Origin of the sequence: Flavivirga aquatica (genome assembly GCF_001747085.1) — a bacterium.
GTDB lineage: Bacteria > Bacteroidota > Bacteroidia > Flavobacteriales > Flavobacteriaceae > Algibacter_C > Algibacter_C aquatica.
On record NZ_MDJD01000006.1, the window covers coordinates 133,715 to 146,763 of the forward strand.

Genomic DNA, 13,049 nt, shown 5'->3' on the forward strand with positions numbered 1-13,049 from the left:
GTATGTCTTTAAAAATTGTAATTCATTTATTCTATAAAAACAATAATTAAGCCATAATAGGTTCCAACGCATGCAATGCTTGTTTCACCGATTTTATATTATCAAAAGTAAGCATTAAACGCAATCCGTTTCTGGTTTGTTTTTCTTTCATCTTACATTCATTTGGATGGGTTTGAACAAACTGTAAAACCTTTGTAAAATTAGGACTTTGATAAAAACTACTTTGTTGATCATTGATAAAATACCCTATAAGCTTCCCTTGCTTCATAATAATTTTCTCAAAACCTATTTTGGTGGATAACCACTTTATTTTGACACTATTTAATAAATCGGTCACTTCTTTTGGCATTTCTCCAAAACGATCAATTAATTCTGCTTTAAACCCATCTAAACCAAATTCATCCGTTAAATTATTGAGTTGCGTATAGAGACTTAAACGTTCTGCAATATTATTCACATAACTATCTGGAAAAAGCAACTCGAAATCGGTATCAATCGTAACATCTTTTACATAGACTTTATCTTCATCAGATTCTTGATACAAATCTTTAAACTCATTACTCTTAAGCTCTTCAATAGCTTCATTTAATATTTTTTGATAGGTATCAAAGCCAATTTCACTTATAAAGCCACTTTGCTCACCTCCAAGTAAATCTCCGGCTCCTCTAATTTCTAAATCTTTCATAGCGATATTAAAACCACTACCTAATTCTGTAAATTGCTCTAAGGCGGTCATTCTTTTTCTAGCATCGTCTGTCATTGCGGAATATTCTGGTGTAATAAAATAACAAAATGCTTTTTTATTACTTCGTCCTACTCTACCACGCATTTGATGCAAATCACTTAATCCGAAATTATTTGCATTATTTATAAAAATAGTATTTGCATTTGATACATCTAAGCCACTTTCAATAATAGTTGTACTTACCAAAACATCAAATGCACCATCCATAAACGATAACATAAGCTTTTCTAGCTTTTTACCATCCATCTGCCCATGACCTATGCCTATTTTAGCGTCTGGAACCAAACGCTGAATCATACCTGCAACTTCTTTTATATTTTCTATACGGTTATGAATAAAGAATATCTGTCCACCACGCTGAATTTCATAACTCACTGCATCTCGAATAGTTTCTTCATTAAAACGAATAACATGACTTTCTATAGGATAACGATTTGGTGGTGGCGTTGTAATAACCGACAAATCTCGTGCTGCCATTAAACTAAATTGAAGTGTTCTAGGTATAGGTGTAGCTGTTAATGTTAATACATCTACATTGTCCTTTATGCTTTTTAATTTTTCCTTTACAGCAACTCCAAATTTTTGTTCTTCATCAACAATAAGCAAACCTAAATCTTTAAACTTCACGCTTTTATTTACCAATTGATGTGTACCTATAATAATGTCTACTTTTCCTTGCTCTAAATTTTCAAGGGTTTCTCGTTTTTCTTTTGCTGTTCTAAAACGGTTTACATAATCTACGGTAACAGGGAAGTCTTTTAAACGTTGTGCAAAAGTTCTTGAATGTTGATATGCTAAAATAGTGGTTGGTACTAAAACCGCAACTTGTTTACCATTATCTACCGCCTTAAATGCAGCCCGAATAGCTACTTCTGTTTTTCCAAAACCAACATCTCCACAAATCAATCTATCCATAGGGCGTTCGCTTTCCATATCTGCTTTAATATCTGCAGTTGCTGTACTTTGATCTGGAGTATCTTCGTAAATAAAAGAAGCTTCCAACTCATGTTGCATATAACTATCTGGATTGTATTGATAGCCTTTTTCTGTTTTACGTTTGGCGTAAAGCTTTATTAAGTTAAAAGCAACATGCTTTACACGTGCTTTCGTTTTTTGTTTTAAGGTTTTCCAAGCAGTACTACCTAATTTATATATTTTAGGTACTTTTCCATCTTTACCATTAAACTTAGTAATTTTATGAAGCGAGTGTATACTTAAATATAAAACATCGCGTTCACCATAAATCAATTTAATAGCTTCTTGTTTTTTGCCTTCTACATCAATTTTTTGAAGCCCTCCAAAACGACCTATACCATGATCTATATGCGTAACATAATCTCCAATATCTAAATTAGTAAGCTCTTGTAGTGTTATCGCCTGTTTTTTAGCGTAACCATTTTTAAGATGAAATTTATGATAACGTTCAAATATTTGATGATCTGTATAACAAGTTATTTTATTATCATGATCTATAAATCCTTGATATAAAGATAATACTATAGTTTTATAACTAACATCTTCTTCTACATCATCAAAAATATCATGAAAGCGTTTTGCTTGTTGCTCACTCACACAGGCAATATAGTTAGTGTATCCTTTATTATGATTAACATTTAAATCTTCAATTAACAGATTAAACTGTTTATTAAATGCAGGTTGCGGTGTTGTGTTAAACGCTATTGCATCTTCATTATAAAGAGTTTGCAACGAAGTAACCTCATCTATTGAAACAGATGGTACCGCTCCACTCGCAATAGCGTTACTATTGAAAACTGAGGTTGAACCAAACTCAATAATTGAAAAATCTAATAATTGTTTTTTTAGCAATGTCGAGTTACTAAACAACTCATGAGGCTCAGCATGTTTTATATCTGTTGAAAGCGTTTTAAAAGCTTCTTCTGCTTTGCTATAAAAATCGTCTATTCTAGAGAAGAACAGATCGGCGTTCTTAAAACAAATCACCGTTTTTTGGGCAATATATTTCAGAAAACTCTGCCTACTTTCTTCCAGTAATTTATTCGCAACATTGGGTATAATGTTAATTTTTTTAATTTGTTCTACAGATAATTGTGTTTCTACATCAAAGGTTCTAATACTATCGACCTCATCTCCAAAAAACTCAATTCTATAAGGCTCATCATTAGAAAACGAAAATACATCAACAATTCCTCCTCGTACCGAAAACTCACCTGGTTCTGTTACAAAATCAACGCGTTTAAACTGGTATTCGAACAACACTTCATTTACAAAATCTATTGATAAATTATCTTTTAAAGCAATTTTTAAGGTATGTCGTTCTAGTTCTTTTCTAGTAACCACTTGCTCAAAAAGCGCATCGGGATAAGTAACAATTATAGCTGGTTTTTTCTGCGAATTTATACGGTTTAAAACCTCTGCACGCAATAATACATTAGCATTATCTGTTTCTTCTATTTGATAAGGCCTACGGTAACTCCCAGGATAAAACAACACATCTTTATCGCTACATAATTGCTCTAAATCGTTTAAGTAATGTGCTGCTTCTTCTTTATCATTAAAAACTAACAAAAAAGGCTTTTCTGCTTGCTTAAAAACACTCGATATAACAAAAGAAAATGCTGAACCAACAAGCCCTTTTATATGTGTTTTACTTTGATTTTTGGCAATAACAGTTTGCAGATTTTGCATTTGCAAAGTCTGTGCGTAGGTGTGCGAGAGGATAGATTTGCTCACGTTATTTTATTTTTACGATAGCAAATATAATGTTTAGTAATATTTTACCACGAATTCATAAATATTTCTTTAGTTTTTCATTTAATAAAACATAAACCTCCTTTTACAAATAACTTTACGCAACCAAATTCATAAAACTTCATCTATAAAGTATAAAAATCAAACATTATGAAAAAAGGGATTTTATTTTTCATCTCATTAAGCATTTTATTCTCTTGTCATCAAGATGATGACAACAATCCTGTTGATCAAAATTTAAATAAAGTACTATTACTTAAAGTAGACTACCTTACAAATACTTTTGAAAACGGAACAGAATTAACTTTTAAAAATACAACTTCGAGTTTTACTATTAAAAACGAATATACAACTCCTGGAGACTTTGGAAATATTAAGCTCACCTATAAAGAATTAAACGAAACTTTATTTGATGGATCTATTATCTGGCTTGGTTCAGGCAAAAGGAATTTTCCTGCAACTTTATTAGATTCTAATACTTTTGAAGAGGTGAAAACAGAAGATTTTTTAACCCCTAAATCTGGTTTTGAAAATATTTTTAACCCACATAACGAAACCTACGATTATAATCCTATTTGGGCCTCTGTTCAAAAACTAGCAAAGGTTCGAGACTATCTAAAATCAAACCCAAATGCAACCGTTAAACTTTTTCTATATACGCCAAGTGTTGGAGTTGGAAATCCTAAAGAATGGGATTGGTATATATTTATTAAGAATTAACCTCTCATAAATTACAATAAAAACTATAGCTTTTAAACAAACAAAACCCTCTAGTTTTAATTATCTTACTGTAGATCGTTTTTAACACAATAATTAGTAGGAGAATAAAGACTTATCGTACTATATTTTCATTTTATTTTTATATCAAAAAAAATGAAAAAAATATGTAGTTTTGCATCACTTAAAAAAAGAAGAATATATGTCGTTTTCAGATTTATTTGATAGTGGTTTTAAAAAGCGTAATGAAGATCATTTTGCTTCCATAGTTCGCGTTGCCATGAATGATGGTATTATTACTAACGAAGAAAAAGCGTTTTTAGATAGATTAGCCCGTAATTTAGATATTAGTGAGGGAGATTATGAAATCATTTTAAAAGATTACAAATCACACCCCATTAACCCACCAACATCTTATGACAGCCGTTTAGAGCGCCTGTATGATTTATCTCGTATGGTATATGTAGATAATATTAAAGATCAAGATCAAGTTAGTTTATTACAAAAAATAGCTGTTGGCCTTGGTTTTAACCCTGATAACTCAGGATATGTTGTCGATAAAGCCTTAATTTTAGTTAATAATGGTGTTGATCTAGATACATTTTCTAATGAAATTAAAAATATGAATAGATAGTTTTTTTATAAACTCATAATTAAAAGTGTCCAAGAAATTGGACGCTTTTTTTTATGAAAAAAACTAGAAATACCAATCTCAAAGAATATAAAAAAGAATTTTAAAATTTTAACTTAATTGGTGGTAGGTATTAAAGAGAGTTATCTGTTATAGATATAACATATGCTTTTAAATTTTTTTAGGCATAGCTATTGATATACAGACTTGACAAATTTATAACATTAAAATTTATGAAAAACCCAATTAATAAATTAAGTAACCTATTTATTGTTCTCATTTTATTTCATTTAACGCTAACCTCTTGTACGTCAAATGACGACTCTAATGCAGAGAATAATGAAGAACTTTCCCAAAACGTAATTGCAACCAAAAAGAAACTAGTTGGAGATTGGAAATTAGTAAGCAGCACTATTAATAGCCAGAGTGTTTCCGCTTCAGAATTTGAATGTTTAAAAAGATCTATTGCAACTTTTACTGAAAATAACACCTATAATATTACTTTTAAAAAGAAAGGTTCAGAAAGTTCCAATATATGCTCTCAAACAAACACAGAGTCAGGTACCTATAATATCATCGATTTAAATAGTATTACTTTTTTTAATTCTACTTCAGAAATTAAATTAGTAAACGAAACCCTTGAAATAACTTCAAAAATCAATATCAATAATTCTGAAGAACAAACACAAGTTGATATTTTTATACGAAGTGACAGTAACGATTTAGACGATGATGACCAAGAAGAAACTGACGATTTAGAAATAGATGACGATGAGACCATAGAAGAGGAAGAAAACACATATGATGGCACAGCAATTATTGCAAAATTATTAGGGAAATGGAAAATAGATACTGACAATAATGAATGTCTACAAAAGAATACTATCGAATTTAAAACTAATAATATTTTTGAATTTATACAACATAAAAGCACTTTTAACAGAAGTGATTTAATAAACTATAATATAAATATCAGTTACCCTTTTTCTAAGCCATTTTCTGCCTCAGTTACCAAAGGTAACGTTAAAGTTGCTTTCGATACCAATGCAGACTGTCAATTCATCAAAAAAAGTGAGCAAAAATATATTGTGAAAGACGAAAAAACAATTGCTCTTAAAAATATACCTCAGGTTAAAATTTTAATAGAAAATGATACGACAATCAATCTAATATATGAATACATTGATAGTAATTCCAATAATCAAACAATAGAATTCGTCTATAAAAAAATATAATATCTATAATCTGTTTTTATTAATAAATAGTGATGATACATACCATCACTATTTATTAATAAAAACAAGAGTATTAAAAAACTCTCTTCTTTTTGTCAAATGCGCATTTAAAATTCTAGTACATTTACATTTCTATTTATGTAGCTTAAGCTGAATACGCTTCCGCGGAACATCAACCTCAAGCACTTTTACTATAATTTGTTGATGTAAACTCACATGAGCATTCACATCTTTCACAAAACTATCTGACAGATTTGACACGTGAATTAACCCACTTTCTTTAATACCAATATCTACAAAGCATCCAAAATTGGTGATATTATTAACAATACCTGGAAGCAATTGTCCTTCACGTAAATCGTTAATTGTTTTTATATTCTGATTAAAAGTAAATACTTTGGCTTGTTCGCGAATATCTAAACCTGGCTTTTCAAGTTCTTTAACAATATCTTGAAGCGTTGGTAAACCTACAGTTTCTGTACAATAGTTTTGTAAATCTAATTTTTGAAGTAATGATGCATTACCTATTACATCTTGAACAGATTTACCCAAATCTTTAGCCATTTTTGAGACTATAGTATAACTTTCTGGATGTACTGCAGAATCATCCAATGGATTTTTAGCATCTTTAATTCTTAAAAATGCAGCACCTTGTTCAAAAGCTTTCCCACCTAATCTAGGCACTTTTTTAATCGCTATTCTTGAAGTGAATACGCCGTGTTCATTTCTATAATTAAAAATATTTTCTGCAAGTTTTGGCCCTATTCCTGACACATAACTAAGTAAACTTTTACTCGCTGTATTAATGTTTACACCTACCGAATTCACGCAATTTTCAACTACAGTGTCTAATGATTTTTGAAGCCTGATTTGATCTACATCATGTTGATACTGCCCCACTCCAATAGATTTTGCATCAATTTTAACTAATTCTGCTAACGGATCTTGTAAACGTCTACCTATAGATACCGATCCTCGAACAGTAACATCATAATCTGGAAATTCTTCTCGTGCTATTTTTGAAGCCGAATAAATACTAGCGCCAGCTTCACTTACCACAAAAACTTGAATATCATTTTTAAAATGTATTTTTCTAATAAGTGCTTCTGTTTCACGCGAAGCTGTTCCGTTACCAATAGCTATAGCTTCAATTTTATAGGCATCTGCAAGAGAGCTGATCTTTTTCATCGCTCCTACACTATCACTCTTTGGTGGATGCGGATATATGGTTTCATTATACTTTAATTGTCCTTGGGCATCTAAACAAACCACTTTGCAACCTGTTCTAAAACCAGGATCGATGGCTAATATGCGTTTTTCACCTAATGGAGAGCCTAACAATAATTGCTTTAAGTTTTTCGCAAAAACAGTTATAGCAGATTCATCGGCTTTATCTTTTGCTATTTGCAATGCTTCATTACTTAAAGATGGTAATAACAAACGTTTATATGCATCTTTAATAGCTATTTCAATTTGATCTGCACATTCATTATTTGAGCGAATAATTCTATTTTCAATTTTATCCAAAGCCCGATCATCATCAATAGCTATCTTAACACGAATAAAGCCTTCTTTTTCGGCTCTTAAGATGGCTAATAAACGATGCGACGGGATTCTACCTAAGCTTTCCTCCCAATCAAAATAATCTCTAAACTTTTGAGCATTCTCATCCTCTGCTTTTGTTTTCACCACTTTGGTAGAAATCATAGCAAAACGCTCTAATTGATAACGAATGTTATTTCTAACATCTGTACGCTCATTAATCCACTCTGCAATAATATACCTTGCTCCTTCCAAAGCACCTTCAACCGAATTCACATCTCCTTTCACATATTTAAATGCTACAGACTCTACATCATTAGCATTCTGACTCATTATAATTTTCGCCAAAGGCTCTAATCCTAATTGTCTTGCTGCTTCTGCTTTTGTTTTTCGTTTTTTCTTATAAGGTAAATACAAATCTTCAAGCGCAGTTAAATCTTGAGAAGACTCTACTTTTTGCTTTAATTCTGAAGTTAAAACACCTTGTTCCTCTAAGGCTTTCAATATTGCTGCTTTACGTTTTTCTAAAGCTTCATAATGCTCTTTAAACTTTAATATATCTCCAATTTGAACCTCATCTAAATTTCCTGTTCGTTCTTTTCTATATCTCGAGATAAAAGGAATGGTACAATCTTCATTAAGGAGTTCAATTGTATTCTTTACAGATTGCTCTGGTAATTGAGTCTGGGCTGTTATAAATTTTATCATAATCTTTAATTCAAAAAGACCTGTCTGGTTTCAAAAAATCAGACAGGTCTCTATTTATTATCGTTTATCTTGTAAAGTTATGCAACTTTTTTAAGTAAATCAAAACAAGGACATTTTTTACAACGCTTGTTTTCACTTTTCTTATATTTTTTACAGCAACTCATTTTTACTTTTTCAGGGATCTCAAACCCTGATACTTTCATTTTCTTTATTGCTTTTTTTTGCTTCTTTTTGCCCAAAATAAAATCTAAATTTTAGATAATGCGGCAAATATAGTTATTTTTATTAAATCTAAATAAGATTAATTTCTAAAATTTACTCTAAACCTTCAGCAGAAGCAGAAGTAACTGTCAGATTTTCAATATCTCTATCAAAAAGATAAAGGCCACCTTTATCATCACCTATAAGATTAATTTTGTCTAAAATAGTACGAGCTACAGCTTCTTCTTCTATTTGTTCAGAAACATACCATTGTAAAAAATTATGTGTTGCATAGTCTCTTTCTTCTAAACTTATATGCACTAATTCATTGATGCTTTCCGACACAAAAACTTCATGCTCCAATAATTTTTCAAACATTTCTTTAAAAGAATTAAAAGTAATATTTGGGGCTGCTAACTGAGATATTTTTGCATGACCACCTCTTTCATTTACAAACTTTATAAGTTTTAACATATGCTCGCGCTCTTCATCGGACTGTGCATACATAAAGTTAGACACACCTTCTAACCCTTTTACCTCTGCCCAAACAGCCATAGCTAAATAAATCTGAGATGATTCTGCTTCTATTTTTATCTGATTATTTAAAGTTTCTTCTATTGTTTTTGATAACATAATTTCTCTCTTTTATGTAAAATTACACAATTCTTAACGCATTTGAAATACATTACCAATAAATTCCATAGTCTAAACTAGATATAGCTACCTATTCACTATCTTAATAAAACAAAAAAAGTCCTTCTGAGAAGAAGGACCTTAATCACTGTTATTAATCAAACCTCAAAATTACTTAACAATAAGTGCATACTGTGGTGTTTTGTTTAAAGGACAGAAATATACATACTCTCCTTTTTTTAAAGTTGTTGCATTAGATTTTTCTACTTTACCATCCTTAACAACAGTTGTTACATAAGCTGTTTTTATATGGTTTTCTGGTTTAGTAGCATCTTTTCCTTTTGGTACTAAAACAAAACCAACATCTGTTCCAACATGATTATTTGCTATTTCGAATACGTAAGACCCTTCGCTTACAGTTAACCCTTTTTGAGTGAATTCACCTTTTGTTTGCTCTAGCGAGATAGTTTTTACTACACCTTGTGCGTTAGAATTTAATACGAATACTAATGCGATTACTAAAATTAAAATTACTTTTTTCATGATTTTAAATAGTTTATTATGTCCACGTAAGTGGAACTCTTTATTAATTATTATTGATTACTCTATAAGCTTATTAAACTTTATAGATTAAATTTATGATATTTATATTGTTGCTCCTTCCAAGGGTTGTGCTACAGGAAAATCTACAGGTACTTGGGTTGTTTGGTGTACATAGTTAGAAATAGTCTTATCTCCTACTAATGATATGGTATCTATTAAACTTCCTTTGGTATAACCAGCCTCAAAGAAGTTTTCAAGAATACTTGCATCGGTTCTCCCTCTATTTTCTGTAATGTTTTTGGCTAAACGCGCAAGTGCATCTAACTTATTATCAAAAGATGCATGTCCTGCTCTTAATTCTAATATTTGGTCATCTGTAAAACCATTCATTTTTCCAATAGCTGTATGCGCAGATAAACAATATATACATTTATTAACCTCGCTTACTGCTAAGTTTACTACTTCTTTTTCTTTAGCCGATAATGATGTTTTTGCATTAGCAAAGTTTAAGTAATTTTCTAATGCAGTGTCACTATATGCATAAGTTGCATATAGGTTTGGAACAAAACCTAAAGCCTTATTTAAGCTATCGAAAATTGCTTGATTATTTTCATTTACTTCTTCTCTTGTTGGAACATTAAATGTGCTCATAATTATACGTTTTAAATATTTTTATATTAAATTTCTGTTGGTATTTTTTGTTGGTACAAAGATGCGTCGGTCTTAAAGCATTTACCATGTATGTTCTTCCCTAACACTTGTCAATTTTTCCCAAACACTAATTAATTCGTCTTATAACTACTTAAATATGGTCGCTCTGCATCACAATAGAAATCATGAATATGCTTTTGCTCACAGTAAGTTTTAGGCGTAATCGTATTTAGGGTTTTTCTTCTTTTAAATGTAAATATTTCAATTAAATTGAAAATAGATATGTGTTTTAAATTCATGTCTTTGTTGTTTAAATTATACAGTACAAAGATGAAGTAAAAGAGAATAAAATAAAATGACAAGAATTCCTTAAAACTTGTCAATTCTTCCCTTTAAAGCTGCTTTAAGCTTCTTTTAAAGTCTGAGGGAGATAATCCAGTATGTTTTTTAAATAATCTACTTAAATGAGAAGCATCTTCAAAACCAATTTCATAAGCAATTTCTTTAGCAGATTTATCACTATATATTAATAGTCGTTTTGCTTCAAGAATAATTCGTTCATGAATTATTTGTAAAGGACTTGTATTTAATTTGGCAAAGTTATTAGATAGTGTTTTTGGAGATTTAAATAACTTATCGGCATAAAAAGAAACACTATGCTCTATTTTAAAATAAGATTCTACTAATAAATTAAACTCACGTAATAAATCAATTTTAGAATTCTTTGCTGTATCGACAAACCCTTCTTTTGCCTTTAACAAACGTGTGGCTATAATAATAAAACGAGCTGTAAGCATACGCAACATTTCTGCTTGTATATTATCTTTTGTTTCTAGCTCGTCTATAAAAACTTCGTGAAGTATTTTAAATTTTCGTTGCTCTTTTTCGCAAAGCTTAATAATTGGTGTTTGTACATTCCCAAAAAATAACAAGCCTACACAACTTACTTCTTGGTCATGGTCTTTAATGCAATAAAACTCTCTATTAAATTGATATACGACTAAATTTTGACCTTTAATATATTGAATATATTGAATAGTTGTTAATGCTAAAATACTATTAGGCTCAATAGTGCAAGGAATACTATCTACTATAATTTCTGCTTTACTAGCGGTAGTTCTTATAAATGTAAACAATCCTGCTTGTTTAGATTCTTTATAAGACTCTAAAAGTGACTCATCACCTACCTTTAGAATAGCTTCTGTAGAAAATTCTGTAAATATTTTTAACATTTTCACTTAGTCTCTTATTTCATAACAACATTACATATTATATTACTTAAGGTAGGTTTCTCATTATTAATTAAAAAAACTCGTTTTCCAATAATTTATTAAGAAAACGAGTTTACTAAAATTGAAAACAAATACTATAATTAATTATTCGCTTCTTTTTTAGAATCATTAATCATTTTTTCATTAGGTACAATAGCGATATTTACACGTCTATTTTTTGCTCTACCTTCTGCTGTAGCATTATTATACATAGGCTGTTTTTCTCCAAACCAATTTGTTGTAAATCGACCACTACTTAAACCATTATTTGAAAAATAGTTAGTTACTGCATAGGCTCTGTTTTTTGACAGGGTCATATTATATGATTCATCTCCAGCACTATCTGTATGACCAACAACTAAAATATTAGTGTCTGGATATTCTTTAAATACAGCTATTAATTTATTCAACGTTGCTTTTGATGCTGCGTTTATATTAAATTTATTAGTTGCAAAATAAACGCCACTGTTTTCATCAAAAGTGACTACTATACCATTATCAACACGTTTAACTTCAGCTCCTGGAATTTCCTCTTCTATTTTTTGGGCTTGTTTGTCCATTTTGCTTCCAATTAACACACCAGCTCCGCCACCAATAACACCACCAATAACAGCACCTAACTCGCCATTACCTCCTTTACCTACATTATTACCAATTATAGCACCTAAAATAGCACCTCCTGTAGCTCCAATTACACCACCTTTTTGTTTGTTATTGGCATTTTGTACTGCTTTACAATTTATTAAACTCATAGTTAATAATAGAGTTAAAAATGCAATCCCAATGTTTTTTATAAACCTATTCATGTCTTTAATTTTTTTTTAAATTAATTATGGGTAATTTAATTTTTTCTAAAATTCATACTTATTGTAAATGGTGCTCCGTCTACTTTTAAAGTTTGTTGCCACTCCATTTCGGTGTCAGATAATTCAGTTAGTTTCAATCTAAATCCTTTATTTGTTTCAGATTTCCCTTTTTTGTTAGTAGGCTTTAAAAGAAAATCATAAAGCCCAGTATTAGCATCGACCTCATCAATAGTAAATATAAAATGACGCTCACCAGAAGAACAACCTGCACTATTTATTGTATAAACTCCCGTATTGTTATTAGGAATAAATTGCCAATTACTACCTTCAAAACAGACTTTAGACGTATCATTCAATAATGTAACATCATAAGTTCCACTTTTACTGTAACTAATAGCGCTTAACTCCCAACTTCCTTTAATAACTTTTTTTGAAGCTCTAACTGTTTTAGAAGATCCACATGATATTAGAGCTAATACAAATACTACTAATATAAGTTTTTTCATATTTTAATAATTAAGTGTTTTACTTCAAAACTAATCAAATATTAGATTATAACTTTATAAAAATGTTTTTTTTACACAATACTCTTTGATTAATTTTTAGTAATGAACTCATCTTAACTTTTTGTTTTTA

At 30.1% G+C, this 13,049-nt stretch carries 12 protein-coding genes; 3 read left to right on the plus strand and 9 right to left on the minus strand.

The window, feature by feature from the left end; genetic code table 11:
* Positions 1 to 46 precede the first annotated feature (46 nt).
* Complete coding sequence (gene mfd, locus A8C32_RS00680; RefSeq protein WP_432416483.1) at positions 47 to 3,412, minus strand: transcription-repair coupling factor; 3,366 nt, start codon at positions 3,410 to 3,412, stop codon at positions 47 to 49.
* A gap of 213 nt (positions 3,413 to 3,625) precedes the next feature.
* On the opposite strand from mfd, the gene A8C32_RS00685 reads away from it, so the two are divergent.
* From A8C32_RS00685 to A8C32_RS00695, 3 genes are all read left to right on the plus strand, one after another.
* On the plus strand, positions 3,626 to 4,195 hold the full coding sequence (locus A8C32_RS00685) for a hypothetical protein (protein ID WP_069828528.1): 570 nt from the start codon (positions 3,626 to 3,628) through the stop codon (positions 4,193 to 4,195).
* Between the two features lie 199 nt (positions 4,196 to 4,394).
* The gene (locus A8C32_RS00690; RefSeq protein ID WP_069828529.1) at positions 4,395 to 4,826 is read left to right on the plus strand and encodes a TerB family tellurite resistance protein; all 432 of its coding nucleotides are present in this window, start codon (positions 4,395 to 4,397) and stop codon (positions 4,824 to 4,826) included.
* 230 nt (positions 4,827 to 5,056) lie between these two features.
* Entirely contained in the window at positions 5,057 to 6,058 is a 1,002-nt protein-coding gene (locus A8C32_RS00695) for a lipocalin family protein (RefSeq protein WP_069828530.1), read from the plus strand.
* A 132-nt stretch (positions 6,059 to 6,190) separates the two neighbouring features.
* Here A8C32_RS00695 and A8C32_RS00700 read toward each other — a convergent pair whose 3' ends face one another.
* From A8C32_RS00700 to A8C32_RS00730, 8 genes are all read right to left on the minus strand, one after another.
* Positions 6,191 to 8,308 carry a Tex family protein gene (locus A8C32_RS00700; protein ID WP_069828531.1) on the minus strand — a complete coding sequence of 706 codons (2,118 nt, stop codon included), beginning with the start codon at positions 8,306 to 8,308 and terminating at the stop codon, positions 6,191 to 6,193.
* A 315-nt stretch (positions 8,309 to 8,623) separates the two neighbouring features.
* Positions 8,624 to 9,142: a ferritin gene (locus A8C32_RS00705; protein WP_069828532.1), complete on the minus strand. Its 519-nt coding sequence runs from the start codon at positions 9,140 to 9,142 to the stop codon at positions 8,624 to 8,626.
* A 171-nt stretch (positions 9,143 to 9,313) separates the two neighbouring features.
* Positions 9,314 to 9,685: a cupredoxin domain-containing protein gene (locus tag A8C32_RS00710; protein ID WP_069828533.1), complete on the minus strand. Its 372-nt coding sequence runs from the start codon at positions 9,683 to 9,685 to the stop codon at positions 9,314 to 9,316.
* A 102-nt stretch (positions 9,686 to 9,787) separates the two neighbouring features.
* Complete coding sequence (locus A8C32_RS00715) at positions 9,788 to 10,336, minus strand: carboxymuconolactone decarboxylase family protein (protein ID WP_069828534.1); 549 nt, start codon at positions 10,334 to 10,336, stop codon at positions 9,788 to 9,790.
* A gap of 131 nt (positions 10,337 to 10,467) precedes the next feature.
* Positions 10,468 to 10,635, minus strand: a complete 168-nt coding sequence (locus A8C32_RS20465; protein ID WP_165605768.1) for a hypothetical protein — start codon at positions 10,633 to 10,635, stop codon at positions 10,468 to 10,470.
* Between the two features lie 93 nt (positions 10,636 to 10,728).
* Positions 10,729 to 11,568, minus strand: a complete 840-nt coding sequence (locus tag A8C32_RS00720) for a helix-turn-helix domain-containing protein (RefSeq protein ID WP_069828535.1) — start codon at positions 11,566 to 11,568, stop codon at positions 10,729 to 10,731.
* Between the two features lie 140 nt (positions 11,569 to 11,708).
* Positions 11,709 to 12,413 carry a YiaD family glycine zipper/OmpA-like lipoprotein gene (locus A8C32_RS00725; protein ID WP_069828536.1) on the minus strand — a complete coding sequence of 235 codons (705 nt, stop codon included), beginning with the start codon at positions 12,411 to 12,413 and terminating at the stop codon, positions 11,709 to 11,711.
* A gap of 35 nt (positions 12,414 to 12,448) precedes the next feature.
* Positions 12,449 to 12,919, minus strand: coding sequence for a lipocalin family protein (locus A8C32_RS00730; RefSeq protein ID WP_069828537.1), 471 nt, complete (start codon positions 12,917 to 12,919; stop codon positions 12,449 to 12,451).
* Positions 12,920 to 13,049: the final 130 nt, after the last annotated feature.